Here is a 24,347-nt window from a genome sequence, read left to right as displayed (position 1 = left end):
GCGGCGCCGCCGCTCAACCCGCGAGCTTCTTCGTCAGGAAAATGCGCGTGTGCCCGACCGGATAATCCGGCAGTTCGCCGAAGCGGGCGTAGCCGCGTTTCTCGTAGAAAGGCCGCGCCTGGAAGTCGAACGTGTCGAGCCACGCGCTGTGGCATCCGCGCGCGACGGCCTCCGTTTCGGCCAGATCCATGATGCGCGTGCCGGCGCCCTGGCCGCGCGCTGCCTCCGGCACCACGAGCAGGTCGACATGCAGCCAGCCGAACGCCGTGCCGCCCCACAGGCCGCCGACCACCGAGCCGTCCGCGTCGGTCACCAGCACGGCCAGCGGACGGAAGTCGTTCGGGCCGGCCTGGCTTTCGTTGAAACGCACGAGCGGCGCGACGATCTGCTTGCGCATGTTCGCGTCGCCCGCGTCGGTCACCTCGTATGTGAACGTCATCGGATGGTTCGGATTGAATCGTGAACGGGAAACGGCCGAAGCCGTGGGTACCGCGTCAAACGACGTAAGCGCCCTTCGCGTGCAGCTCCGCTTCCGTGCGCTCGAGCGCCGCGACCGCATCGCTGCCTTCGAGCGCCAGCAACTGCGCGACCAGCGCCTCGGTCATCGCATGCGCGGCCACCAGCGAAGGAAAGAACGACGGGCTGTCGTGCGTGAAGATCAGTTGCGCGTCCGCATGCAGCGCGATCGGCGACACCGCGCTGTCGGTGATCGCGACGATCCGGCTGCCTTGCGCCTTAGCGGCCTGCGCGACGCGCGTCGCTTCCGCCGAATACGGCGCGAAGCTGATGACCACGGTCACGCTCTGTTTCGCGATCGTCCGCAGCTCCATTTCGAGCGAGCCGGCGACGCCGTTGAGCAGCGACACGGTCGGACGAAACAGCCGGTAGCCGTACACGAAACCGAACGCGACCGGATAACACGAGCGAAACCCCGCGACATGCACGTGCGACGCCTTGCGGATCAGCTTGGCCGCGTCCGCGAGTGCGTGCTCGTTCTGCGCGGCGGTGGCCGACAGGTTGTGCTGCTGCGCGGCGAGCAGGTCGTGCGCGAGCGATGCCTTCGCATCGGGCCGCACGAGCGAGCGAGCGCGCTGCGTGAGCGGCTCGGGGCGCGTGCGCACGCGCGCGACGCACAGGTCGCGCAGCTCGTTCCAGCCGGGGAAGCCGAATTGCTGCGCGAGCCGCACGAGCGACGCGGGCTGCACCTGCGCGCGCTGCGCGACCTTGCGCATCGACGACGTGGCGACTTCGTCGGGATGATCGAGCAGGAAAGCGGCGCCCGCCTGGAATTGCGGGCTCAGCTCGGAAAATTGCGCCCGGATCCGGGACGCGAGTTCGTCGAAATTGTCGGCCATCTTGGTGGGAGCGGGAACCGGTCGTCCATGTTATCACCGGCCCCGCGCGCATCGGTCAGTGCAGCACTTCGACGTGATCGGCGTCCACCTTCACCTTGCCCGACCACTTGCGCTCGAATTCGCCGGTCAGCTTCACCTCGTTCTTGTCGTTGACGGGCTGCCCGGCCGCCCACAGCTTGTCGTCGATCTCGACGCGGATCGTGCCGGTCGCGTCGGCGAACTCGTAGTCCTCGCCGCCGGCATGCTTGACGATGCGCCCCTGCAATTGCACGTGCTGGTCGTCCTTGCCGTTCGCGAGCAGTTCCTTCACGGTCGTCGTGGTCAGCGTGGACGGCCCGGTATATTCCGCGTAGACGGCGGCAGGCAGCACGGCGAGCGCCACGGCCAGGATTCTCGTCAGGTGTTTCATGGTGTTGTTCCTCCGGTTTTGATCGTGTGCCGCGCTCCCGTTGAACGCGACGGCCCGAGATTACGGAGCGTAAGATTAAGCAAACCTGAAGAACGTCCGACGCGGCATGCGGCCGTGTCGATACGGTGCGCCAACGCACCGAGGCGTCCTTGTTTAAGCTCCCGCTAAGGCACGCCCGCTTATCATTAGGGTCTGTTTACATAGGGAACGTGCATGCGTTGCCACGAGAACGGCCGCTCGCGAGGCGCGCGACGCTGCGAATACTGGACTATTCGCAAGGAGCGCAACGCGGCGAGCGGCCGTTCTCGTGGCAACCCCAAATTAAAAATTCATGCCACGGGAATGCCCGAAATCGCCCGTATGGCGGCGTCGCTCGTCGCTTGTTTGGCTCGGCCAAACGGCGCTTCTCGCTCCTTGCCCTACGAGCGATTTCGGGCATTCGCATGCACGTTCCCTATGTAAACAGACCCTAAAACCCCGGGTGCCACGGCGCCCTGCTGAAGAGACAGGAATCCATGCGCGTACTGCTCGTCGAGGACGATCCGCTGATCGGCAGCGGGCTCGAACAGGGCCTCAAACAGGAAGGCTTCGCGGTCGATTGGGTGAAGGATGGCGACGCCGCGTCGCTCGCGCTGCGCTCGACCGGCTACGGCCTGCTGCTGCTCGATCTCGGGCTGCCGAACCGCGACGGCCTGTCGGTGCTCGCCGCGCTGCGCCGCCGCGACGAAACCCTGCCCGCGATCATCATCACCGCGCGCGACGGCGTGCCGGATCGCATCGCGGGCCTCGACAGCGGCGCGGACGACTATCTCGTCAAGCCGTTCGAACTCGACGAACTGCTCGCGCGGATCCGCGCGGTCAACCGCCGCCATGCGGGGCGCGCGCAGACCACACTTTCGATCGGCCCGCTGCGGCTCGATCCCGTCAAGCACCTCGTGTGGCTCGGCGACGACGAAGTGCCGCTGTCGCCGAAGGAGTTCGTGCTGCTGCACGAACTGATGCGCGAACCGGGCGCGGTGATTTCGCGCGAGCAGTTCGAGGAGCGGCTGTACAGCTGGGGCGAGGAAATCGAGAGCAACGCGGTGCAGGTCCACATCCACAACCTGCGCAAGAAACTCGGCCACGACATGATCCGCACGGTGCGCGGCGTCGGCTACCGGATCGGTGACGGCGCATGACCGGCGTGCAACGCGCGATCGCGCGCTGGCGCAGCGCGTCGCTGCGGCGGCGCCTGCTGATGTGGCTGTTGCCGGCCGCGTGCGTGATTGGCCTGGTCGCGAGCGCGGGCACCTACTGGGGCGCGCTGCGCGAACTCGACGACCTGCTCGACGACCAGATGCGCAGCATGTCGAAGCAGATCTTCGTCGGCCCGAACGGCGAGCTGTCGTTCAGCAACGAGGCCAAAGGCAAGCACGGCTTCGAGGCAAGCGATCCCGATGCGGTGCTGCTGCAGGTCTGGCGCAACGGCACGCTCGTCTATTCGACCGATCGCGAATCGAAGCTGCCGCCGCCCGAGCAAAAAGGCATCGCGAGCATCGACGTCGGCGGCCAGCCGTGGCGCACCTATGTGACCGAGCGCGGCGGCACGACGATCCGCCTCGCGCAGGCACGCCATGCGCGCTGGGAAGCGATCGCGGGCATCGCCGTGCATCTGCTGTGGCCGGTGTTCTCGATGCTGCCGGTGCTGGCGATCGGCCTGTGGTTCGGCATTGGCGCGGGGCTGCGGCCGCTGCGTACGATCGCGTCCGGCCTCAAGCGCAGGAATGCGAACAATCTCGAACCGGTCGATGTCGCGTCGATGCCGAACGAGGTCCGGCCGCTTGCCGAAGCGATCAACGACCTGCTCGCGCGGCTCGATCGTTCATTCACGCTGCAGCGGCACTTCATCGCCGATGCCGCGCACGAGTTGCGCACGCCGATCATGGGGCTGTCGATCCAGTCGCAATTGCTGCGGCGCGCGACAAGCGCCGACGAGCGCGAGCGCATCCTCGCGCAGATCCACGCGGGCACGACGCGCCTCGGCCACCTCGCCGAGCAGTTGCTGACGCTCGCGCGCCTCGAACCCGATGCGCAAGCGGCCGCGTCGGCGTCTGCACCCATCGATCTCGCCGCGCTGTGCCGGTCGGTGGTCGCGGATCGCGCGCGCGTCGCCGATGCGCACCGGATCGATCTCGGCGCGATCGTCGCGTCGCCCGTGATGACCGCGGGCAATCCCGACACGCTGCGCGTGCTCCTGAACAATCTCGTCGACAACGCGATCCGTTATGCGGGCGATGGCGCGCGCGTCGACGTGTCCGCCCGCATCGACGGCACGACGCCCGTGCTCGAGGTCGCCGACGACGGCCCCGGGATCCCGGAGGCCGAACGCACGGACGTGTGGGAGCGCTTCTATCGCGGCGAGGGTGCGCAGGCCGTCACGTCGTCGGGCAGCGGGCTCGGGCTGTCGATCGTCAAGCGGATCGCCGAACAGCATCGCGCGACGGTCGCGCTCGGCACCACGCGCGGCGGACGCGGGCTGACTGTCACGGTGCGCTTTCCTGCACCAGTCTGATGCACGCGTGCCACGCCGCTTTTCCACAGATTATGTTGGCAAGCTTGTGGACAACCTTCCATTAACGACATCAAGCCATTGATCGGAAAGGGTTTGTCGTCCGTGCGCGGCAAATGCGCCATGCCGCTGCAAATGCACGCATGCGCGCCGCCGCGATGACCTCGACTCAATTGTCTTCGACGATCCGCTCGACCCGCAGGCCGGTCGAGGTTTCGAGAATGCTCGCGTGCTGCTCCACCCTGCAGTACATGAGGCCCTGCGGATAATCATCCGGCCGGGGGCGGCTCCGATCCTCCACGTGAACGACGACGGTGCCACCGAGCGGATAGACACCGACGTGTTCGCCCAGGTAATAGAGCTGGCCGTTCAACTGGTAATAGCCGTGCCCGAGGTACCAGAACGAATCGTTCCGGGTGGCGATCGGCTGATGGCCAAGGTAGATCGTGTCGCCTTTCCTGACGATCGGATAGAACAGCAAGCCGATGCGAAGTTCGATGATCGTGTAGTGATTGCCACGGATGTCGTCGACTACCTTGTCGCGGAGTGCGTCGCTCATGTGTTGTTCCGCGTCGCCGAAATACGTGGTCCGATAGTCGGGCGGCTGACAGGCGCGCGCGAACGGACTGCATGCGGACACAAGCGACAGAACGGCGATCGTCTTCCGGATCGTTCTCACTGATGCTCTCCAGGTTCCTTGTTGTCGGTCGGCAATCCGCTGCAACCGATGCCATCGGTGCTGTCGATGCCGGATCGCGGCACAAGTTTACCTATCCGGCCTCGATCCACGGCGCGCATCTTTAATTTGACAACCAGTTGTCCATTACGTAAAGTAGTTGTCAATTCCTCACCGATATCGAGTATGACGAAATCCGCGAAGTTGACCGCCGTCGCGTTGTCCGTATTCCGGTTGAACGGCCTGCTAATCGAATGGGGCAACACCTTTGCCGGGCCGCACGGCTTGACCAGTGCGCGCTGGCAGGTGCTGGGCGCCATCTCGATGGCGCCGGAAGCCCCGAACATCCCGCAGATTGCCGACGCAATGGGGATCACACGGCAAGCCGTGCTGAAACAGATCAACGTGCTGGTCGATGAAGGGCTGGTCCGGTCGCTGCCCAACCCGGCGCACAAGCGGTCGCCGCTGTATGCGCTGACGCCGCGCGGCGATGCGGCCTATCAGGCGGTGGTCGAGCAATGGCAACAGCACGTTCGCGACATCGCCGGCGAGTTCAGTTCCGCCGACCTGGATGCGGCGCTTCGCGTCCTGTCGGCGATGTCCAGCGCGCATGGCCACGAAGGCCACGCGTGATCGCTCGATTGACCCACGCCCCTCAGGAGTTCTCATGTCCCAGTTCAAACCGATGGATCCGAGCTTTCCGATCCAGCAGCAGCTCGGCATCGCCGCGGAGCCGGTCGTCCTCGTCAACGTGTTCACGCTGGCGCCCGCGGACGAAGCGGACTTTCTGGCTACGTGGAAGAACGACGCCGATTTCATGAAGCGGCAGCCGGGATTCATCTCGACGCAGCTGCATCGTGCGCTCGGCGACAGCCCGACTTACCTGAACTATGCGATCTGGGAATCGACCGACGCGTTTCGCGCGGCGTTCACGCATCCCGAGTTCGTCGCAAAACTGTCGGCCTATCCGTCGTCGGCCGTCGTCAGCCCTCACCTGTTCCAGAAAGTCGGCGTGGCCGGAATTTGCACCGCGTAAGCTCAAATGCAAACCCGGACTTCTCCACAGAAAATGTTGGCAAGCTTGTGGATATCCTGCGCACCGCAGCGCTAAACCCTTGATCCGATGGACTTTGGCACGCGTGATGCAGACGCGGCACGTGCGATGGCCATCGTTTGCGCCGCTTCGCCTCAGTTCGCATCACGACGCCACGGCGATGCGCGTCGTGGTCAGCAAAAGCGTGTCGGTCATGCGCCGCGCCACTTACCCACAGATTTTGTTGGCAAGCTTGTGGATATCCTGCGCAAGCGTGCGCTAACTCGTTGATCGGCCAATGGTTCAGACTTCGCGTCACCCATGCGGCAACGTGCGACTCGAACATGCGCGAAACCGGACGATCCGGCGCCACAGCAACGCACCGCCCGCGCCTTGACGCCCGAACATGCCAAGCGTCAAGATCACGCGAGCCGCACGCGGCCGCGCATCGCCGGCTTCGCGCGTCGGCACACCATGCCGGCCGTTCCGCCGGCGCCGCACCACGACACATCACCCCGAGGAAAGCCATGGAACACTTCACCGCGTGGCAGTTGCTCGTCTCGCTCGTGCTCGTCGCCGTCGTCGTCTATCCGTATGTCCGCATCGTCCGTCGCACCGGGCATTCGGGCTGGTGGATCCTGACGATGTTCGTCCCCATCCTGAACTTCGTGATGTTGTGGGTGTTCGCGTTCGCGCGCTGGCCCACCGTCGACGATCGGCAAGGCTGAATGCCGCGCCGGCGAACCGGCAAGCTTGTCCACAGATTTTGTTGGCAAGCATGTGGATAGCCTGCGCATACCGCAACCAAGCGCTTGATCCGAAAGACTTTGTCCGCGCCGCTTCGAATGCGGCACGCGGCCGGCAAATCGCCGGTCGCGGCCCGTCTCGGCGCGTGACGGGCCGGCCGACCGGCTTGTCCACAGATTGTGTTGGCAAGCATGTGGATAGCTTGCGCATACCGCAGCCAAGCGCTTGATCCGAAAGACTTTGTCCGCGCCGCTTCAAACGCGGCACGGCGGCCCGCGGCGCGCCGAACGCGGCCGCTCGCCGGCTTGTCCACAATTTTTGTTGGCAAGCATGTGGATATCCTGAGCATGCGCGACCTAAGTCGTTGATCGCACAACGTTTGGCCGCGCAGGTCACGACTGCGGCACGGCGTGCTGGCGGATCCCGTCGCGCACGCCGCACCGCTCGGCTCAACCGAACGTCGCGACCGCGATGCGTGCGGCCGCCGCGATCACATCCTCCTTCGCCCGCGCATCGGCACGCGTCTGCGTGTAGTACACGGTCAGCACGATCGGCGCACGCGACGGCGGCCACACGACGCCCGCGTCGTTCGTCGTCCCGTAGTCGCCGGTGCCCGTCTTGTCGCCGACCGTCCACCCGGCCGGCACGCCCGCGCGGATCCGCTTGTCGCCGACCTTGTTGCCGCGCAGCCAGGTTACGAGCTGCGCACGCTGCGCGGCCGGCAGCGCGTCGCCGAGCGTCAGCACGCGCAGGCTCGCGGCCATCGCGGCGGGCGTCGTCGTGTCGCGCAGGTCGCCCGGCAGTGCGGTATTCAGTTCGGTCTCCCATCGATCGAGCCGGAACGTGTCGTCGCCGATCGAGCGCGCGTACGCGGTCACGGCCGACGGGCCGCCGAGCAGCTTCATCAGCAGGTTCGCGGCCGAGTTGTCGCTGTACTGGATCGCGGCCGCGCACAGATCGGCCACCGTCATGCCGGTGTCCACATGCTTCTCCGACACCGGCGAATACTTGACGAGGTCGGCCTTCCCGTACGTCACGCGTTGTTGCAGCAATCCCGGACGCTCGACGCTCTGCGCGAGCACCGCCGCACTCAGCATCGCCTTGAACGTACTGCAGAACGGGAAGCGCTCGTCCGCGCGATACACCGCGCGCCGGCCGCTCGCGGTGTCGATCGCGCATACGCCGAGGCGGCCGCCGGCGGCGCGCTCGAGCGCATCGAACGACGTCGCGGACGAAACGTCCGACGCGCCGGCCCGCGGCGACGCACACGCGGTGACGGTAAGGACGAGCGGCGCCGTCGCGGCGGCCAGCAACAGGGTTCGGCGTTGCGATGAGTAGGTCATGTCATGTGTCTCGTGGTGGAATGGATGCGGAACGAAGGCAAAACGCTGAAGCAGGACGGCGGCCGCCGAGACAGCACTATCGGGACTTTACGGTTGCCTGACAAGCAACGATAATTGAGCGCTGACCAAAGAAAATCTTATGATGAAGCTCCGCCCTCATCTTCCACTCAATGCGTTGCGCGCGTTCGAATCGTCGGCGCGCCACCTGAACTTCACGCGCGCGGGCCTCGAGCTGAGCGTGACCCAGGCCGCGGTCAGCCAGCAGGTGCGCTCGCTCGAGGAACGGCTCGGCTGCACGCTGTTCACGCGGCTGCCGCGCGGCCTCGGGCTCACCGACGAGGGGCGCGCGCTGCTGCCGGTGCTGAGCGACGCGTTCAGCCGCATCGAGACGGTGCTCAAGCAGTTCGACGGCGGGCGTTTCCGCGAGGTGCTGACGCTCGGTGTTGTCGGCACCTTCGCCCTAGGCTGGCTAATGCCGCGGTTGAAGCAGTTCGGCGATACGCATCCGTTCGTCGAGCTGCGGCTGCGGACCAACAACAACGTCGTCGATCTTGCCGCCGAGGGTCTCGACTTCGCGATCCGGTTCGGCGAAGGCAACTGGCCGGCGACGCGCAACGAGCGCCTGCTCGACGCGCCGCTCACCGCGCTGTGCGCGCCCGAGATCGCGCGGCGCCTCGCGCAACCGGCCGATCTCGCGAATGAAACGCTGCTGCGCTCGTACCGCACCGACGAATGGCTCGGCTGGTTCGACGCCGCGCAGCTCGAACCGTGGACGGTCAACGGGCCCGTGTTCGATTCGTCGCGGCTGATGGTCGAGGCCGCGATGCAGGGCGCGGGCGTCGCGCTCGCGCCGGCCTGCATGTTCTCGCGCGAACTGCAACTCGGCCTGCTCGCGCGGCCGCTCGACATCGACGTGCGCGCCGGCGGCTACTGGCTCACGTCGCTGAAGTCGAAACCGCTCACGCCTGCGATGACACTCTTTCGTGACTGGATCGTGACCGAGGCGGCCGACACGGCGCCGGTCGAGTGACGCGCGCCGCGTTGTTGTCCACAGAAAGTGTTGGCAAGGATGTGGATATCCTGGGTACCCGGGGCCTAACTCGTTGATCGCGCACGAATTAACGTGCCGACGCACGTATCGGGCAGCCCGTCTGCACGGGCTTCGCGCGGCGGTCGCCGCATGCCGGATCCTCAACTGTCGCGACGCAATCGATTGCAAGTTGTCCACAGATTTTGTTGGCAAGCCTGTGGATATCCCTCAGATCCGGCGCGTAACACATTGATACAAAAGGGGATTCGATACGGGGACCTTGACCGGTCACCGACGTGGCAGCGCAAGGGCTTTTGCACGGTGCGTGCGGCACGCCCGGCCCGGCGCGCGCAGGTTCTCCACAGATTGTGTTGGCAAGCTTGTGGATATCCTGCGCATCGGCCACCTAACTCATTGAGCGCACGGGGTTTTGTGCTTTGTCTGCGGAATCGGGCAGCGCCGGCGCGGCCCATGCGGCAAGCGCCGGTGCCATCCGTGCATCAATGCCGTTCAAGCCCGCCGCGCAATTCGCTCGCCTTGTCGCGCAGCGCCTCGTAACCCGAGCGCGCATGCTCGGGCAGGTCGGGATCGCCGATCAGTGCGCCGAGCGTTTCGATCAGGCTGAACAGGATGCCCTTCGCCGCGCCGACCGCGATGCTCTGCGATTCGATCGACTTGTGCAGGTGGTCGACCGCCGCTTCCAGATTCTCGAGCTTCTGCTCGCCGTCGTCGGGCCGGTTGTCGGTCGTCATCGTCTACCTCCGCATCGTTCAAGGGTCATGTCACGATTCTATGCCGCTGCGCGCGAACATGGCGCGACATCGCGCAATGTCCGCGCAGTGCCGCACCAGGGCCTGTTCCCGCTAATAACGGGCTTGCGAACGTGCCTTGCCGGTCGCAGTGCAAGAAGCAAGGAGCGCCGTTTGGCCGCGCCAAACAAGCGACGCGACGCGCGACGCCGCAATGCGGCCGGCAAGGCACGTTCCCCCGTTTGGAAAAAATCATTCGTGGGGCTGGCCCCCAGAAGGGCCGATCGCCGCGTCATGCTCCTCGCGAATACGTCGAGTATTCGCTTCGTCGCAGTCCTTGCGCTCGGCCCTTCTGGGGGCCAGCGCAAGCCCGTTATTAGCGGGAACAGGCCCTAAAGCACCGCGACCACCTTCACGCGGCCCGGCTGCTCCGCCGACGCGACGACCTGGCCATCGACGCGGCGGAACGTCAGCGACACGGTTTCGTCGCCGACGCGCAGTGCGTCGATCCGCAGCCAGTCGACGCCTTCCGGCAGCGCCGGGCGTTCGACACGCACCTCGTGGCGCGTCGCGTCGATGCTCACGCCGAGGCACGCCTGCAGCATCATGAACGGCGCGCCGGCCGCCCACGCCTGCGGCAGGCAGGCGACCGGATACGCGGTCGGCGGTTCGCCGCGCCGGCGCGGGAACCCGCAGAACAGTTCCGGCAGCCGCATCTCGAAGCTCACCGCCGCCTCGAACAGTGCACGCAGCAGGTTCACCGCGGCCGTCTTGTCGCCGTAGCGCGCGAGCCCGCGCGCGATGAGCGCATTGTCGTGCGGCCACACCGAGCCGTTGTGATACGCCATCGGGTTGAAGCGCGGCTGGCCGGCCGCGAGTGTGCGGATGCCCCAGCCGGTCTGGAACAGCGCCGAGCCGAGCACGCCGGCGACCGCCGCGCCGCGCTCGGCGTCGGGCAGCCCGAACGCGAGCAGGTGGCCCGCGTTCGACGCGAACACGCGGCACAGGTCGCCATGGCCGTCGAGCGCGATCCCGTAGAAATCGCCTTCCGGCATCCAGAACAGCGCGTCGACCTGGTCACGCAACGTCTTGGCGCGCAACGCGTAGCGCGTCGCGTCGGCCGCGTGACCGCGCCGGTGCGAGCACATCGACATCGCATCGAGCGCCGCGCACGCATAGGCCTGCACTTCGACGAGCGCGATCGGCCCGTCCGGGAAGCGGCCGTCCGCATGGAACACCGAATCGTGGCTGTCCTTCCAGCCCTGGTTCGCGAGGCCGCGCTCCGACGTACGCTGGTAATCGAGCAGTCCGTAAGGATTGCGGTCGCACTTGTCGATCACCCATTGCGCGGCACGCTCGAGCGCGGGCCACAGCTCGTCGATCAGCGCGTCGTCGCCAGTGCGTTCGACATACGCGCCCGCGAGCACGATGAAGAGCGGTGTCGTGTCGACGCCGCCGTAGTACAGCGCGAACGGCACCTCGCCCGTCGCGGCCATCTCGCTGCGGCGGAACTCGTGCATGATCTTGCCGGGCTCCGCATCGCGGAACGCGGAGGTCTCGCGCGCCTGGTGCTCGGCCAGGAACCGCAGCACGCCGCGCGCCAGCGACGGTTGCAGCCACAGCATCTGCAGCGACGTGATCACCGCGTCGCGGCCGAACGGCGTCGAGAACCACGGAATGCCCGCATACGGGTACGGCCCCGTGTCGAGTTGCGTGGTGAGCAGCCCGAGATCCGCGAGCGAACGGTCGAGCCACGCGTCGAACAGCGGATTGCCGGTGTTCACGCGCGCCATCGACTCGCGCCGCGCGCGCATCTCGCGGTGCACGCCGACGAGCGCGGTGCGCAGCGCGACGCGGCCGCACCCCGGACTTTCGGCATGCGCCGGGCCGAGCGTCGCATCGACGGTCAGGTAGATCGACACGCACGCCTGCGCGGCGATCGTCAGCGTGTAATCGGCACGATCGACCGACAGCGCATCGGGCGCCGGCGAGAAATACACGGTCACGTTGCGCTCGACGCTGTCGAGGCCGTCGTAACGCAGCCGCACCGCGCCTGCGTCGACGCGCGGCGCCACCACGGTGCCGCGCTTCGGGCGCTGCGTGCCGCGCACCTCGAACATGTCCTTGAAATCGGCCGCGAACGACAGCGACAGCGGCACCTCGGCTTCGCTCGCGCCGTAGTTCGTCAACGTCAGCGCTTCGTAAAGCACGTCGCCCGCGAGCACGCGCATCCGTTCGATATGGATCACGCCCTCGGGCGTTTCGTGGCCGCCGAGCGGCGGCAGCGGGCGGTTCGTCAGGTGGGCGGTAAACGACGCGTTGTCGGCGCTCGTCGCGCCCGACAGCAGCGACGGCGCGCGGCCGCCGAACGTCAGGCGCCATTTCGACAGCACGCGCATGTCGTCGACGAACAGGCCGTCGTCGTGACCGCCGATGTCGCCGAGCGCGTCGCTGACCACGAACGCATCGCCGGATTTCAGTACGTACTGGTTGTTGCGCGCGAGTGCCTGCGGATCGGTTTCGGGCGCGATGAATGCGGGGCCCGACGCTGAGGTCGGGGCAGCGGGCGCGACCTGCGGCGCCTGCGTCGTCGTGGCTTCGGCGTGATTCGGCATCGATGCTCCTGTGTCGAGGCGCAACGCGCGGCGCGCGTCGCGTGTTTCGCACAGGATAGGCCAGAACCGATGACGCGTGCAGCGCCGCTCCAGCGCGTCATTGAGATTCTGTTGACATTGATGGCCGGCCCGCCGTGCGTCGCGAAGAATGGCGCCCTGTTCAGCGACGCCGAGCCGACGCGGCCGTTCGTCATCACAAGACTTCTACCCACCCCATGCAATTCGTTCACTACAAAGACCGCGAGTACGGCGTATTCGCCGTTCAACGCGCCAATCAGCGCTGGGACGGCGTCTACGAACTCCGTACGCGCCATCCCGCTCCGCCACGTGTGCGCCGCTTCATCGTCGCGTCGATGTTCGGCTTCGATTCGAAGCTGAGCGCGATGCACGACGCCGAGCGCAATGCGCGTGCCGATATCGACCACGGCCTCGGCCGCGATCCCCGCGCCGGCGACTGACCGTCGCCCTGCCGTGACCGTGCCCTCGTCGCTGTCGTCCGTCGCCCGCCCGATGCGTCGTGCCGCGTGGGTCGCCATCTTCGCCGTACTGCTGAATGCGCTCGCGCCGGCGATCACGTCGGTGCAGGCAGCCTGGCGCGACGACGCGGAAACGACACGGGCCGTGCTGCAACTCGCGCGTCTCGCCGACGAGGGTCATGGCGCGCACGCGGATCATGCCGGCACGCCCGCGCACGATACCGGCGCGCATCACGAGCACGGCGACGATACATGCCCGTTTTGCCATGTTCACGCCGGAAGCTTCGGCCTTCCGCCCTTGCCACCGCAAGCGGCGCCCCTCCTCGCGTTCGCCGAACGGCCCCCGGCCGCACGCGCGCGGATGCTTCGTCATGTGCCGCCGTGGCCGCACGCGTTCTCGCGCGGCCCGCCGCGGGCCGGTTGAATTCACGGCCGCGCGGGCGTTCGTTCCAGTCTCGCGCTATCCAGCTGCACGGCGGCTTCTCGCCGCCGCGCACGGGGCACGCCGCGCGCAGTTTTTGCATGCACGAATCATTCATAGGAATCCAAATTGTTTACCCATCGCTTTCCGGCGTTCACGCGCCATGCTCTTTCGGCGGCAACGGCCGTCGCCCTCTCCGTCGGCTTCTCCGCGACGCCCGCCATCGCGCACGAGTCGCCCGTCGCCGGCCTCACACCGGACAGCCACGCGCCCGCCGGCGTCATGTACGACCACATGCACAAGAAAGGCGGCTGGATGATCGGCTACACGTACTCGCATCAGAACACCGGCGGCGCCGTGAAACACAACGGTCGAAGCGTCGACGATCATGCGCTCGCGATGGCCGGCTACACGATGAAGCCGACCGGCATGCAGATGAACATGCACATGCTGCACCTGATGTACGCGCCCAGCGACGCGTTCAACCTGATGGTGATGCCGATGTACATGGACATGCCGATGACGATGCAGGGACTGTCCGGCGGACACGGTGGACACGGCAGGCACGGCGGCGGACACGGGACGGGCGGTGGCGAGATGTCGCACGGGGCGTCCGGGCTCGGCGACACGGTCGCCGCGGGCCTGTTCCGGCTGTACGACGACGGCCGTCATCACCTGCATGCCGGCCTCGGCATCAGCATGCCGACCGGCTCCGTCTCGCGCCGCAACGGGGACGGCACGTTCGCCCACTACGGGATGCAGATGGGGACCGGTACCTGGGATGCGATCCCGAGCATCACGTATACCGGCCAGATGCAGCGCTGGAGCTGGGGCGCGCAGGCGCTCGCGCAGTTACCGATGCAGCACGCAAACCGTTCGGGCTACCGTGTCGGCAACCGGTTCGAGGCGAACGCCTGGGGCGCCTTCCGGCTGACGCCGTGGCTGAGCGCGTCCGCGCGCCTGAACTACACCGCGCAGGGTGCGATCCGCGGCGCCTACGACGGCCCCGTACACGTCGCCAGCCCGGACGATCTGCCCGGCAACTATGGCGGTCGCGTGCTGAAGGTCGGTGCGGGCCTGAACGCCGTATTCCGCTCCGGGCCGCTCAAGGGGCACCGGATCGGCGTCGAGTACCTGACGCCCGTCGCGCAGAACCTCAACGGCTATCAGCTCGAGCAGCGCGCTGCGTTATACGCCAACTGGTCGATCGCGTTCTGATGGCCGGGGCGGCGGGCCTGCCCCGCCGCCCCGCGCCGGTCAGAACTTCCACAGGATGTTGCCGAGCACCGCATTGTCGCGCACGCCGCTGCCGTACTGGCCGCTGTACGTGAGGCCGAGCGTCAGGCGCTTCGTGATGTTCGCGTCGATGCCGGCTTCGAGCACTGCGCTGTCGCGGGCAATCGGCACGCCCGACACCTGGAACGACGTGCCGCCGTTCGCGAACGTGAACGCCGACGACGGCTGCACGTTGCCGAACGCGTGCCGCCAGCCGACCGTCCCGCGCGCGGTGAACGTGCCGCTCGCGATCGAGCCGATCTGCGACGCCGCGCGCAGGCCGAGCGTCGAGAAGCCGACGTGGGTCGTCTCGCCGCCGGCGCGCAGCGCGGCCGCGCCACCGCTTTCCGTATAACCGTCGGTATGCAGGTTCACATACGCGATGCCCGCGAACGGTTCGATCGCGACGGGCCCGACCGGCAGCGCGTAGCCGACTTCGCCGAACACCTGTGCCGAATTCGCGTCGTAGCCGGCCGAGTCGTGATCCGAGAAGCCCGCGAAGCCCGGATTACGGTCGCTGTTGATCCGGTACCACGTGTACGACGCGCCGCCGCGCACGCCGAGCGCACCGTACTGCGCGCCGCCGTACAGCGACAGGTAGTAGCTGTTCACCGACGCCGACGAGCTCTGGTCGTTGTCGAGCGAGCTGTGCGTGACGCCCGCCGCCAGACCCGCACGCCACTTGTCGTTGAGCGCCATGTCGGCACCGGCGATGAAGCCCGTCATGCTGCGGTTGATCGTCGATGCGTTGCCGTCGCCGGTGAGCCGGCTGCGGCCGCCGAACGCCTGCCCCCATACGACCGGCTGATACGGCGTGCCACCGTAGCAACCGTCGCGCGAACCGATCCGGCGTTCCGGCGGCAGCGTCGGGTCGACCGCGCCGGCCGTGTTGTCGCCGCACAGCGCGGCGCCGCCCGACGACAGCGCGGCGAGCGGACCCGATCCGGGCGCGAGACCCTGGCGAACGCGATCGGTCACCGCATCGCGCACATAACGACTGTCGAGCAACAGCATGCTCTTCATGCTCGCCTGCAGTTCGCCGTCGAGCAGCCCGTACGCACGGCGCGCGGTGCCCGCGTCGGTCGTCAGCACCGCGTCGTAGAGCGGGTTGCCGGCGCCGAGCCCGCCGAGCGCGGTCGCGACCGAGCGCTGGTTCGGCGTCGTTGCAACATCGGGCAACGAGGTGCCGTTCGCGACGAGTCGCAGGTACACGTGGTCCGGATCGTAGCTGAGCGTCGGCATCAGGAACGCGTAGTTCGCACTCACCTGGCTGAATGCACCCTGCACGCCCGACGTTGCGGTGAGGATCGTGTAGGTCGTGCTCGGCTGGTAGCCGTTCTGGTTCGCGAGCACCTGCACGGTGCCGCCGTTCAGCGTCGCCGTACCGCTGGCCGCGAGGCTACCGCTTTGCTGCGGCGTGGCCGCGACCCGGAACGTCGAACCCGGCTGGAACGTGACGTTGCCGGACACGTTCAGCGCCGCGCCCGGCTGCGATGCGGCCGCCGTCGCGCCGCCCTGCACCACGAGACCGCCGATCGTGCCGGTGCCCGTCAGCGTCGCGCCGTTCTGCACGGTCACGATCGACGGGCCGAGCGAACCGTTGACGGCGAGCGTGCCCGCGCTGACCGTGGTCGGCCCGCTCAGCGTGTTGGTGCCCGTCAGTGTCAGCTGCCCGCTGCCGGCCTGCGTCAGCGAACCCGTGCCGGAAATCGCGCCGCCGAACGACAGGTTGTCCGAGCGGTTGAAGACCAGTGCGCCCGCATCGGCGACGTTGCCGGCGATGCTGCCCGACGTGCCGCCGTTGCCGATCTGCAGCGTGCCGCCGGCGATCGTCGTACCGCCCGCGTAGTTGCTCGTGCCGGTCAGCACGAGCGTGTCGCTGCCGCTCTTGGCCAGCGCGCCGGCGCCCGTCAGCGTGCCGCCGAAGGTGCCGCCGCCCGCGACCGTGAGCGTGCCCGTGCCGGTGTCGAGCGTGCCGTTCGCCGCACCGCTCAGCCCGTCGAGCGTCACGTTCGTGCTGCCGAGCGCGAGGCTGCCGCTGTTCAGCGTGAGGCCGCCGGTGCCGAGCGCCTGACTGTTGCCGAGCACGAGCGAGCCGCCGTTGACCACCGTGCCGCCCTGGAACGTATTGCTGTTGTTCAACGTCAGCGTGGCCTGGCCATCCTTGACGAGACCGCCCGCGCCCGACACGACGCCCGACAGCGTCAGGTCCTGCGTCCCGCCGATCGTTGCATTCGCATTCAGCGTGACCGCATTCGCGAGATTGACCGCGCTCGTCGTGTCGAGCGTGCTCGCGGCACCGACCGTCACGGCGCCCGTGCCGAGCGCGCCGTTGCTGCCGAGTACGAGCGTGCCGCCCGCGACCGTCGTGCCGCCGCTGTACGTGTTGTTGCCCGACAGCGTCTGCGTACCGGTGCCGCCCTTCACGAGCGCCCCCGTGCCGCCGATCGTGCCGCCGAACGACGTGTTCGCCGCGCCGCCGAGCGTCAGCGTATTGCCGCCGAGCGCAACCGTGGTGCCTGCGACACCGGCGAGGCCGCCGATGGTCTGCGCGCCGGCACCGAGCGTGAAGCCCGCGCCGGACGCCGCGAGGTTAACCGTCGTCGAGCCCGCGAGGCTGCCGCCCGTGCCCATCACGAGGTTGCCCGCGTTGATCGTCGTCGTGCCGCCGTACGTGTTTGCCCCCGTCAGCGTCGTCGTGCCGCCGCCCTGCTTCACGATGCCGCCCGTGCCGCCGATCGCGCCGCCGAACGTCTGGTTCGTGCCGTCGCCGAACGTCAGCGTGGTGCCGCCGAGCGCGACGGTCGAACCTGCCACGCCGCTCAGCGCGCCGATCGTCTGGTTCGCGCCCGCGGCACTGACGTCGAGCGATGCGCCCGCGCCGTTCACGTTGACCGCGCCCGTCACCGCAAGGCTGCCGCCTGCGCCGAGCGCCAGCGTGCCTGCATCGATCGTCGTGCCGCCCGTGTACGTGTTCGCACCCGTCAGCGTTTCGGTGCCCGCGCCGGTCTTCGTCAGCGCACCGGTGCCCACGACCGACCCGCCAAACGTCGCGCTGCCGCCGCCGCTGCCGAGCGTCAGCCCGTTCGCGCCGAGCGTGACCCTCGAACCCGCCACGCCACCCAAGGTGCCGATCGTCTGGTTCGCACCGGACGTGCTGATGTCGAACGTCGTGCCCGTGCCGCTCAGGTTCACGGCGCTGCCCGCGGCGAGACTGCCGCCCGCGCCGAGCGCGAGCGTGCCGCCGGCGATCGTCGTGCCGCCCGTGTACGTGTTCGCCCCCGTCAGCAACTCGGTGCCGTTACCCTGCTTCGTCACGCCCGCGGTACCCGTGATCACGCCGGCAAACGTCTGGCTCGCCGTGCTGCCGAAGGTCAGGCCGTTGCCGCCCAGCGCGACCGTCGAGCCGGCCGCGCCCATCAGCGCGCCGATCGTCTGGTTCCCCCCCGCGCCGCTCAGGTCGAGCGTCGTGCCCGCGCTGCCGAGGTTCACGGTGCCCGACGACGCGATGCTGCCGCCCGCGCCGATCGCCAGCGTGCCGCCGCCGATCGTCGTCGTGCCCGTGTACGTGTTCACGCCGGTCAACGTTTCCGTGCCGCTCCCTTGCTTGACGACCCCGCCCGTGCCGGCGATCGAGCCGCCGAACGTGCCGTTCGTGGCGTTGCCCAACGCCAGCGTGTTGGCGCCGAGCGTCACGTTCGAGCCGGCCACGCCGTTCAGCGCACCGATCGATTCGTTGCCGGCCGCGCTGATGTCGAGCGTCGTGCCGTTGCCGGTCAGGTTCACCGCGTTGCTCGACGACAGGCTGCCGCCCGCACCGATCGCCAGCGTGCCGCCCGCGATCGTCGTGTCGCCCGTAAAGGCGTTCGCGCCCGTCAGCGTTTCGGTGCCGCTGCCTTGCTTCGTGATCCCGCCCGTGCCCGTGATCGAGCCGCCGAAGGTCTGGTTCGTGCCGTCGCCGAACGTCAGCCCGTTGCCGCCGAGTGCGATGTTCGAACCGGCCACGCCGCTCAACGCACCGACCGTCTGGTTCGCGCCCGAACCGGAAATGTCGAACGTTGCGCCCGCACCGGTCAGGCCGATCGCACCGGTGGCCGCGAGACTGCCGCCCGCACCGATCGCCAGCGTGCCGCCCGCGATCGTCGTGCCGCCCGTATACGTGTTCGTGCCCGTCAGCGTTTCGGTGCTGGTGCCCTGCTTCGTGATGCCGCCTGAGCCGCCGATCGTGCCGCCGAACGTACCGTTCGTACTGCTACCGAGCGTCAGGTTGTTCGCACCGAGCGTCACGTTCGACCCCGCCACGCCATTCAGCGCGCCGATCGCCTGATTGCCGCCCGCGCTGATATCGAGCGCCGTGCCCGTGTTCGCGAGATTCACCGTGCCCGTCGACGCGAGGCTGCCGCCCGCGCCGATCGCGATCGTGCCCGCATTGATCGTCGTGCCGCCTGTATATGTATTCGCGCCGGTCAGCGTTTCGGTGCCGCTGCCTTGCTTCGTGACGCCAGCCGTACCCGTGATTGCGCCGCCGAAGGTCTGGTTCGTCGCGTCGCCGAACGTGAGCCCGTTACTGCCCAACGCAACCGTCGAGCCGGCCACGCCGCTCAGCGCGCCGATCGTCTGAATCGCGCCCGAACCGCTGATGTCGAACGTCGCGCCTGCACCGCTCAGGGTCACGGCACCGCCCGTCGCAAGACTCCCGCCCCCGCCCAGCACGAGCGCACCGCTCGCGATCGTCGTGCCGCCCGTGTACGTGTTCGCGCCCAGCAGCGTTTCGGAGCCCGTGCCGGACTTCACGATGCCGCCCGTGCCGCCGATCGTGCCGCTGAACGCGCCGTTCGTCGTGCCGCCCAGCGTCAGCGTGTTGCCGCCGAGCACGATGCTCGAGCCGCCTGTGCCGTTCAGCGTGCCGATCGACTGGTTGCCGCCCGCACTGATGTCGAGCGCCGTGCCCGCATTCGCGAGATTCACGGTGCCCGTCGACGCGAGGCTGCCGCCCGCGCCGATCGCGATCGTGCCTGCATTGACCGTCGTGCCGCCCGTATACGTATTCGCGCCGGTCAGCGTTTCGGTGCCGGTGCCCTGCTTCACGATCCCGCCCGTGCCGGCAATCGAACCACCGAACGTCTGGTTCGTCGCGGTACCGAAGGTCAGCGTGTTGCCGCCGAGTGCGATATTCGAACCGGCCACACCGCTCAGCGCGCCAACCGTCTGGTTCGCGCCCGCCGCGCTGATGTCGAAGCCGGCACCCGCACCGGTCAGGCTCACTGCGCCGCCCGTCGCGAGCGAGCCACCCGCGCCCAGCGCCAGCGTGCCGTTCGCGATCGTCGTGCCGCCCGTGTAGGTGTTCGCTCCCGTCAGCGTTTCGGTGCCCGTGCCCTGCTTTGTAACGCCGGCCGTGCCCGTGATCGCGCCACCGAACGTCTGGTTCGTGCCGTCGCCGAACGTCAATCCGTTGCCGCCCAATGCAACCGTCGTGCCGGCCACACCGCTCAGCGCGCCGATCGTCTGAGCCGCGCCCGAACCGCTGACGTCGAACGTTGCGCCCGCACCGCTCAGGTTGACGGCGCCGCCCGTCGCAAGGCTGCCGCCTGCGCCCAGCGCCAGCGTGCCGCCCGCGATCGTCGTGCCGCCCGTGTACGTGTTCGTGCCCGTCAACGTTTCGGTGCCCGTGCCCGACTTCGTGATCGCGCCCGTGCCGCCGATCGTGCCGCCGAACGTGTGATTACCGGCGTCGCCCAGCGTCAGGTTTTGCGAGCCGAGACTGACCGTCGAGCCGGCCGCACCCGCGAGGCCGCCGATCGCCTGCGGCGTGGTCGACCCGCTGACGTCGAGCGTCGTGCCCGTATTCGCGAGATTCACCGTACCGGTCGCCGACAGCGAACCGCCAGCGCCGATCGCGAGCGTGCCCGCGTTGACCGTCGTGCCCCCCGTATACGTATTCGCGCCGGTCAGCGTTTCGGTGCCGCTACCTTGCTTCGTAACACCCGCCGTGCCCGTGATCGAACCGCCAAACGTCTGGTTCGTCGCGTCGCCGAAGGTCAGCCCATTGCCGCCCAGCGCAACCGTCGTGCCGGCTACGCCGCTCAGCGCGCCGATCGTCTGAGCCGCGCCCGCCGCGCTGATGTCGAAGCCGGCACCCGCCCCGGTGAGGCTCACGGCACCGCCCGTCGCAAGACTGCCGCCCGCGCCGAGCGCCAGCGTACCGCCCGAGATCGTCGTGCCGCCCGTGTACGTGTTCGTGCCCGTCAACGTCTCGGTGCCCGTGCCCGACTTCGTGATCGCGCCCGTGCCACCAATCGTGCCGCCGAACGTGTGATTACCGGCGTCGCCCAGCGTCAGGTTTTTCGAGCCGAGATTGACCGCCGAGCCGGCCGCACCCGAGAGGCCGCCGATCGCCTGCGGCGTGGTCGACGCGCTGACGTCGAGCGCCGTGCCCGCATTCGCCAGATTCACCGTACCGGTCGCCGACAGCGAACCGCCTGCGCCGATCGCCAGTGTGCCCGCGTTGACCGTCGTACCGCCCGTGTACGTATTCGCGCCGGTCAACGTTTCAGTGCCGGTGCCCTGCTTAACGATCCCACCCGTGCCGCCGATCGAACCGCCGAACGTCTGGTTCGTCGCGGTGCCAAAGGTCAGCGTGTTGCCGCCGAGTGCGATGTTCGAACCGGCCACACCGCTCAGCGCGCCGACCGTCTGGTTCGCACCTGCCGCGCTGATATCGAAGCCAGCACCCGCCCCGGTGAGGCTCACGGCGCCGCCGGCCGCAAGACTGCCACCCGCACCAAGCGCCAGCGTGCCGTTCGCGATCGTCGTGCCGCCCGTGTACGTGTTCGTGCCCGTCAGCGTTTCGGTGCCGCTACCTTGCTTCGTCACGCCGGCCGTACCCGTGATCGCACCACCGAACGTCTGGTTCGTGCCGTCTCCGAACGTCAATCCGTTGCCGCCCAATGCAACCGTCGTGCCGGCCACACCGCTCAGCGCGCCGATCGTCTGAGCCGCGCCCGAACCGCTGACGTCGAACGTTGCGCCCGCACCGCTCAGGTTGACGGCGCCGCCCGTCGCAAGGCTGCCGCCTGCGCCCAACGCCAGCGTGCCGCCCGCGATCGTCGTACCGCCCGTGTACGTGTTCGTGCCCGTCAGCGTTTCCGTGCCGGTGCCCGACTTCGTGATCGCACCCGTGCCGCCGATCGTGCCGCCGAAGGTGTGATTACCGGCGTCGCCCAGCGTCAGGTTTTGCGAGCCGAGACTGACCGTCGAGCCGGCCGCGCCCGCGAGGCCGCCGATCGCCTGCGGCGTGGTCGACGCGCTGACGTCGAGCGTCGTGCCCGCGTTCGCGAGATTCACCGTGCCCGTCGCCGACAGCGAACCGCCTGCTCCGATCGCGAGCGTGCCCGCGTTGACCGTCGTGCCACCCGTATACGTATTCGCGCCGGTCAGCGTTTCGGTGCCGCTGCCTTGCTTCGTCACGCCGGCCGTGCCTGTGATCGAACCGCCGAACGTCTGGTTCGTGCCATCGCCGAACGTCAATCCGTTGCCGCCCAATGCAACCGTCGTGCCGGCTACGCCGCTCAGCGCGCCGACTGTCTGAGCCGCGCCCGAGCCACTGATGTCGAACGTCGCGCCCGTGCCGCTCAGGTTCACAGCACCGCCCGTCGCAAGACTGCCACCCGCACCGAGCGCCAGCGTGCCGCCCGCGATCGTCGTGCCGCCCGTGTACGTATTCGCGCCGGTCAGCGTTTCGGTGCCGGTGCCCTGCTTCACGATCCCGCCCGTGCCGCCGATCGAACCGCCGAACGTCTGGTTCGTCGCATCGCCCATCGTCAGCGTGTTGCCGCCGAGCGCGACGTTCGAACCGGCCACGCCGCTCAGCGCGCCGATCGTCTGGTTCGCACCCGATGCACTGATATCGAAGCCGGCGCCCGCGCCGGCGAGGTTCACGGCGCCCGTCGCCGCAAGCGAGCCGCCCGCGCCCAACGCCAGCGTGCCCGCATTGACCGTCGTACCGCCCGTATAAGTGTTCGCGCCCGTCAGCGTCGTGGTGGCCGCCCCGTTCTTGGTCAGACCACCGGCCCCGGACACCACGCCCGACAGCCCGAGGTTGTTGCTGCCGCCCAGCGTGAGGGTCGCGCCGGTGTTGATCGCGATGTTGTTGGCGACCGTCATCCCGGCGTTGGTATCCAGCGTGCCTGACCCGCCGACGGTCAGCGTGCCCGTGCCGAGCGCGGTACCGTTGCCGAGCACGATGCCGCCGCTGTTGAGGTTGGTGCCGCCCGAGTAGGTATTCGCGCCGCTGAGCGTCAGCGTGCCCGTGCCGTTCTGCGTCAGGCTGCCGCCACCGTTGATCGAGCCGGACAGCCCGAGATTGTTGCCGCCCTGCACTGTGAGCCCGCCCGCGCCGAGCGTCACGTTGTTGCTGAGGTTGACGGCCGAGTTGGCGCTCTGGAGCGCCCCACCGTTGCCCGTGATCGTGCCGGTGCCGAGCCCTGCGTTGTTGTCGACGATCGCGACGCCGCCGCTCAGCGTCGCGTCCTGCGCGGTGGACGCACCGGTCAGCGTCCACGTACCGCTGCCGACGTCCAGGTGCTGGAAATTGATGTAGTTAGTGCTGTTGATCGAGCCGGTTGCCGGCCCGCCGCCCTGCTGCTGCAGGTTGAGCGTGTTGTTGCCGCCCGCGCCGCCGTCGACGATGCCCGTCGCCGCGACGTTGAGCGTGTTCGGGCCGACCGTGATGTTGAACGCGCCGCCGGTGCCGCCCGCCGTGTTGACCGACGAGCCCGTCACGGCATTGAACGTGTTGTTGCTGTTCGCGCCCATCGACACGCTGCCGTTGATCGTGCCCGAGTTGGTAAACGTATTGCCCTGCCCGGGCGTACCGTTCGAGCCGAACGATACGCGGCCGTTGATCGTGCCGCTGTTGTTCATGTTGACCTGGCCGCCGCCGTATGCGGTGACCACGGGCGCGTCCGCGCCGACGAGGGTCGCACCGACCAGCGGGTTGGACCCGATCGTACCGGTGTTCGTAATGTTCGACGTGCCGCCCGTGCCGTTCTGGACCGACAGCGCCATGCCTGTCACGCCGCTGATCGCCACGCCGGTCGAGCCGTTCATCGTGCCGTTGTTGACGACGGTGGTGTTCGCGCTCGCGGACGCATTGCCGACCACGGCCCCGCTCGACAGCACGCCGAGGCCCGAGCCGAGTGCGGACGGATCGATCGTGCCGTTGTTGGTCAGCGTGACGCCGTTGCCGGTCAGCGACATCGCGGTGCCGCCGACGCCGAGCAATACGCCGACGCTCGCGCCGGGGTTGACCGTCGCGTGCACGTTGTTGGCGCTGTTCGAGTAGCTCGGCTGCAGCGGGTTCGCGATACCGGAACAGGTCACCGTCGTGCCCGCCGTGCTGCAGGTCGCATAAGCGGGAACGATGCCTGCGCCGGACAGCGCCAGGAAAACACCCGTAGGCAACAGCAGTCTCGGAAACGGCTCACCGTTTTTTTTCGAACGCGCAAGATTCATGCTTTCCCTCGATTTTGGTTTTGCATTTGATATTGGTATTGCCGTTGTGCCGGACGGCATACAGCAGAGAATCACGGACAAAAGCGTGCCCGCCGGCGGTCGCGATGCGACGTCGGTTTATTCATCGATGGCGGGTTGATCGGCCCTGGATTGCGGA

Annotated in this window: 18 protein-coding genes; 10 read left to right on the top strand and 8 right to left on the bottom strand. The window is 68.1% G+C overall.

What is annotated here, in order from left to right; genetic code table 11:
• Window positions 1-13: 13 nt before the first annotated feature.
• Genes H3H55_RS20850 through H3H55_RS20840 form a run of 3 tightly spaced genes read right to left on the bottom strand, consistent with a single transcriptional unit; the run spans window position 14 to window position 1,764 of the window.
• Window positions 14-439 (bottom strand): GNAT family N-acetyltransferase, encoded by a 426-nt coding sequence (locus H3H55_RS20850; RefSeq protein ID WP_193100026.1) that lies wholly within the window; start codon window positions 437-439, stop codon window positions 14-16.
• Between the two features lie 55 nt (window positions 440-494).
• Window positions 495-1,355, bottom strand: coding sequence for a MurR/RpiR family transcriptional regulator (locus tag H3H55_RS20845; RefSeq protein ID WP_048250749.1), 861 nt, complete (start codon window positions 1,353-1,355; stop codon window positions 495-497).
• A gap of 55 nt (window positions 1,356-1,410) precedes the next feature.
• Window positions 1,411-1,764 (bottom strand): YgiW/YdeI family stress tolerance OB fold protein, encoded by a 354-nt coding sequence (locus H3H55_RS20840; protein WP_129515475.1) that lies wholly within the window; start codon window positions 1,762-1,764, stop codon window positions 1,411-1,413.
• 515 nt (window positions 1,765-2,279) lie between these two features.
• On the opposite strand from H3H55_RS20840, the gene H3H55_RS20835 reads away from it, so the two are divergent.
• Both H3H55_RS20835 and H3H55_RS20830 read left to right on the top strand, forming a co-directional pair.
• Window positions 2,280-2,942, top strand: a complete 663-nt coding sequence (locus tag H3H55_RS20835; protein WP_193100025.1) for a response regulator — start codon at window positions 2,280-2,282, stop codon at window positions 2,940-2,942.
• A complete protein-coding gene (locus H3H55_RS20830) occupies window positions 2,939-4,315 on the top strand; it encodes an ATP-binding protein (protein ID WP_193100024.1) in 1,377 nt (458 codons plus the stop codon). Before H3H55_RS20835 ends, H3H55_RS20830 begins: the two co-directional genes overlap by 4 nt.
• A 166-nt stretch (window positions 4,316-4,481) precedes the next feature.
• Here H3H55_RS20830 and H3H55_RS20825 read toward each other — a convergent pair whose 3' ends face one another.
• The gene (locus H3H55_RS20825) at window positions 4,482-4,871 is read right to left on the bottom strand and encodes a hypothetical protein (RefSeq protein WP_193100023.1); all 390 of its coding nucleotides are present in this window, start codon (window positions 4,869-4,871) and stop codon (window positions 4,482-4,484) included.
• A gap of 303 nt (window positions 4,872-5,174) precedes the next feature.
• Here H3H55_RS20825 and H3H55_RS20820 point away from each other — a divergent pair, with 303 nt between their 5' ends.
• The 3 genes from H3H55_RS20820 (at window position 5,175) to H3H55_RS20810 (ending at window position 6,749) form a co-directional block, all read left to right on the top strand.
• Entirely contained in the window at window positions 5,175-5,621 is a 447-nt protein-coding gene (locus H3H55_RS20820) for a MarR family winged helix-turn-helix transcriptional regulator (protein WP_193100022.1), read from the top strand.
• 34 nt (window positions 5,622-5,655) lie between these two features.
• A complete protein-coding gene (locus H3H55_RS20815; RefSeq protein WP_193100021.1) occupies window positions 5,656-6,024 on the top strand; it encodes an antibiotic biosynthesis monooxygenase family protein in 369 nt (122 codons plus the stop codon).
• 524 nt (window positions 6,025-6,548) lie between these two features.
• The gene (locus tag H3H55_RS20810) at window positions 6,549-6,749 is read left to right on the top strand and encodes a hypothetical protein (protein ID WP_129515489.1); all 201 of its coding nucleotides are present in this window, start codon (window positions 6,549-6,551) and stop codon (window positions 6,747-6,749) included.
• Window positions 6,750-7,217: 468 nt separating this feature from the next.
• On the opposite strand, the gene blaPEN-bcc is transcribed toward H3H55_RS20810, so the two are convergent.
• Complete coding sequence (blaPEN-bcc, locus tag H3H55_RS20805) at window positions 7,218-8,111, bottom strand: PEN family class A beta-lactamase, Bcc-type (protein ID WP_193100020.1); 894 nt, start codon at window positions 8,109-8,111, stop codon at window positions 7,218-7,220.
• A gap of 139 nt (window positions 8,112-8,250) precedes the next feature.
• On the opposite strand from blaPEN-bcc, the gene penR reads away from it, so the two are divergent.
• Window positions 8,251-9,141, top strand: coding sequence for a beta-lactamase transcriptional regulator PenR (gene penR, locus H3H55_RS20800; RefSeq protein WP_193100019.1), 891 nt, complete (start codon window positions 8,251-8,253; stop codon window positions 9,139-9,141).
• Window positions 9,142-9,641: 500 nt separating this feature from the next.
• Here penR and H3H55_RS20795 read toward each other — a convergent pair whose 3' ends face one another.
• Together H3H55_RS20795 and H3H55_RS20790 are read right to left on the bottom strand one after the other, a co-directional pair.
• Complete coding sequence (locus H3H55_RS20795) at window positions 9,642-9,893, bottom strand: hypothetical protein (RefSeq protein WP_048245793.1); 252 nt, start codon at window positions 9,891-9,893, stop codon at window positions 9,642-9,644.
• 389 nt (window positions 9,894-10,282) lie between these two features.
• On the bottom strand, window positions 10,283-12,505 hold the full coding sequence (locus H3H55_RS20790) for an amylo-alpha-1,6-glucosidase (protein ID WP_193100018.1): 2,223 nt from the start codon (window positions 12,503-12,505) through the stop codon (window positions 10,283-10,285).
• 134 nt (window positions 12,506-12,639) lie between these two features.
• Here H3H55_RS20790 and H3H55_RS20785 point away from each other — a divergent pair, with 134 nt between their 5' ends.
• The 3 genes from H3H55_RS20785 (at window position 12,640) to H3H55_RS20775 (ending at window position 14,620) form a co-directional block, all read left to right on the top strand.
• Window positions 12,640-12,963: a hypothetical protein gene (locus tag H3H55_RS20785; RefSeq protein ID WP_193100017.1), complete on the top strand. Its 324-nt coding sequence runs from the start codon at window positions 12,640-12,642 to the stop codon at window positions 12,961-12,963.
• Window positions 12,908-13,405 carry a DUF2946 domain-containing protein gene (locus H3H55_RS20780; protein WP_193100016.1) on the top strand — a complete coding sequence of 166 codons (498 nt, stop codon included), beginning with the start codon at window positions 12,908-12,910 and terminating at the stop codon, window positions 13,403-13,405. Before H3H55_RS20785 ends, H3H55_RS20780 begins: the two co-directional genes overlap by 56 nt.
• Before the next feature lie 126 nt (window positions 13,406-13,531).
• Window positions 13,532-14,620: a hypothetical protein gene (locus H3H55_RS20775; RefSeq protein WP_193100015.1), complete on the top strand. Its 1,089-nt coding sequence runs from the start codon at window positions 13,532-13,534 to the stop codon at window positions 14,618-14,620.
• A 39-nt stretch (window positions 14,621-14,659) separates the two neighbouring features.
• Here H3H55_RS20775 and H3H55_RS20770 read toward each other — a convergent pair whose 3' ends face one another.
• On the bottom strand, window positions 14,660-24,190 hold the full coding sequence (locus tag H3H55_RS20770) for an autotransporter-associated beta strand repeat-containing protein (RefSeq protein ID WP_193100014.1): 9,531 nt from the start codon (window positions 24,188-24,190) through the stop codon (window positions 14,660-14,662).
• Between H3H55_RS20770 and H3H55_RS37345 the strand changes: the two genes are divergently transcribed.
• On the top strand, window positions 24,189-24,329 hold the full coding sequence (locus H3H55_RS37345) for a hypothetical protein (RefSeq protein ID WP_226800331.1): 141 nt from the start codon (window positions 24,189-24,191) through the stop codon (window positions 24,327-24,329). The genes H3H55_RS20770 and H3H55_RS37345 overlap by 2 nt on opposite strands.
• Window positions 24,330-24,347 lie beyond the last annotated feature (18 nt).

The sequence above is a fragment of the Burkholderia sp. Z1 genome, from assembly GCF_014893795.1.
In the GTDB taxonomy this organism is placed as follows: domain Bacteria; phylum Pseudomonadota; class Gammaproteobacteria; order Burkholderiales; family Burkholderiaceae; genus Burkholderia; species Burkholderia theae.
The sequence above is the reverse complement of the archived record's forward strand: the minus strand, read 5'-3'. Positions and strand labels throughout refer to the sequence as shown.

What these genes read in the sequence shown, in the direction of transcription:
- H3H55_RS20850 (WP_193100026.1), bottom strand. Translation starts at nt 439, where the DNA reads ATGACGTTCACATACGAGGTGACCGACGCGGGCGACGCGAACATGCGC.
- H3H55_RS20845 (WP_048250749.1), bottom strand. Translation starts at nt 1,355, where the DNA reads ATGGCCGACAATTTCGACGAACTCGCGTCCCGGATCCGGGCGCAATTT.
- H3H55_RS20840 (WP_129515475.1), bottom strand. Translation starts at nt 1,764, where the DNA reads ATGAAACACCTGACGAGAATCCTGGCCGTGGCGCTCGCCGTGCTGCCT.
- H3H55_RS20835 (WP_193100025.1), top strand. Translation starts at nt 2,280, where the DNA reads ATGCGCGTACTGCTCGTCGAGGACGATCCGCTGATCGGCAGCGGGCTC.
- H3H55_RS20830 (WP_193100024.1), top strand. Translation starts at nt 2,939, where the DNA reads ATGACCGGCGTGCAACGCGCGATCGCGCGCTGGCGCAGCGCGTCGCTG.
- H3H55_RS20825 (WP_193100023.1), bottom strand. Translation starts at nt 4,871, where the DNA reads ATGAGCGACGCACTCCGCGACAAGGTAGTCGACGACATCCGTGGCAAT.
- H3H55_RS20820 (WP_193100022.1), top strand. Translation starts at nt 5,175, where the DNA reads ATGACGAAATCCGCGAAGTTGACCGCCGTCGCGTTGTCCGTATTCCGG.
- H3H55_RS20815 (WP_193100021.1), top strand. Translation starts at nt 5,656, where the DNA reads ATGTCCCAGTTCAAACCGATGGATCCGAGCTTTCCGATCCAGCAGCAG.
- H3H55_RS20810 (WP_129515489.1), top strand. Translation starts at nt 6,549, where the DNA reads ATGGAACACTTCACCGCGTGGCAGTTGCTCGTCTCGCTCGTGCTCGTC.
- blaPEN-bcc (WP_193100020.1), bottom strand. Translation starts at nt 8,111, where the DNA reads ATGACCTACTCATCGCAACGCCGAACCCTGTTGCTGGCCGCCGCGACG.
- penR (WP_193100019.1), top strand. Translation starts at nt 8,251, where the DNA reads ATGATGAAGCTCCGCCCTCATCTTCCACTCAATGCGTTGCGCGCGTTC.
- H3H55_RS20795 (WP_048245793.1), bottom strand. Translation starts at nt 9,893, where the DNA reads ATGACGACCGACAACCGGCCCGACGACGGCGAGCAGAAGCTCGAGAAT.
- H3H55_RS20790 (WP_193100018.1), bottom strand. Translation starts at nt 12,505, where the DNA reads ATGCCGAATCACGCCGAAGCCACGACGACGCAGGCGCCGCAGGTCGCG.
- H3H55_RS20780 (WP_193100016.1), top strand. Translation starts at nt 12,908, where the DNA reads ATGCGCGTGCCGATATCGACCACGGCCTCGGCCGCGATCCCCGCGCCG.
- H3H55_RS37345 (WP_226800331.1), top strand. Translation starts at nt 24,189, where the DNA reads ATGCTTTCCCTCGATTTTGGTTTTGCATTTGATATTGGTATTGCCGTT.
- H3H55_RS20770 (WP_193100014.1), bottom strand. Translation starts at nt 24,190, where the DNA reads ATGAATCTTGCGCGTTCGAAAAAAAACGGTGAGCCGTTTCCGAGACTG.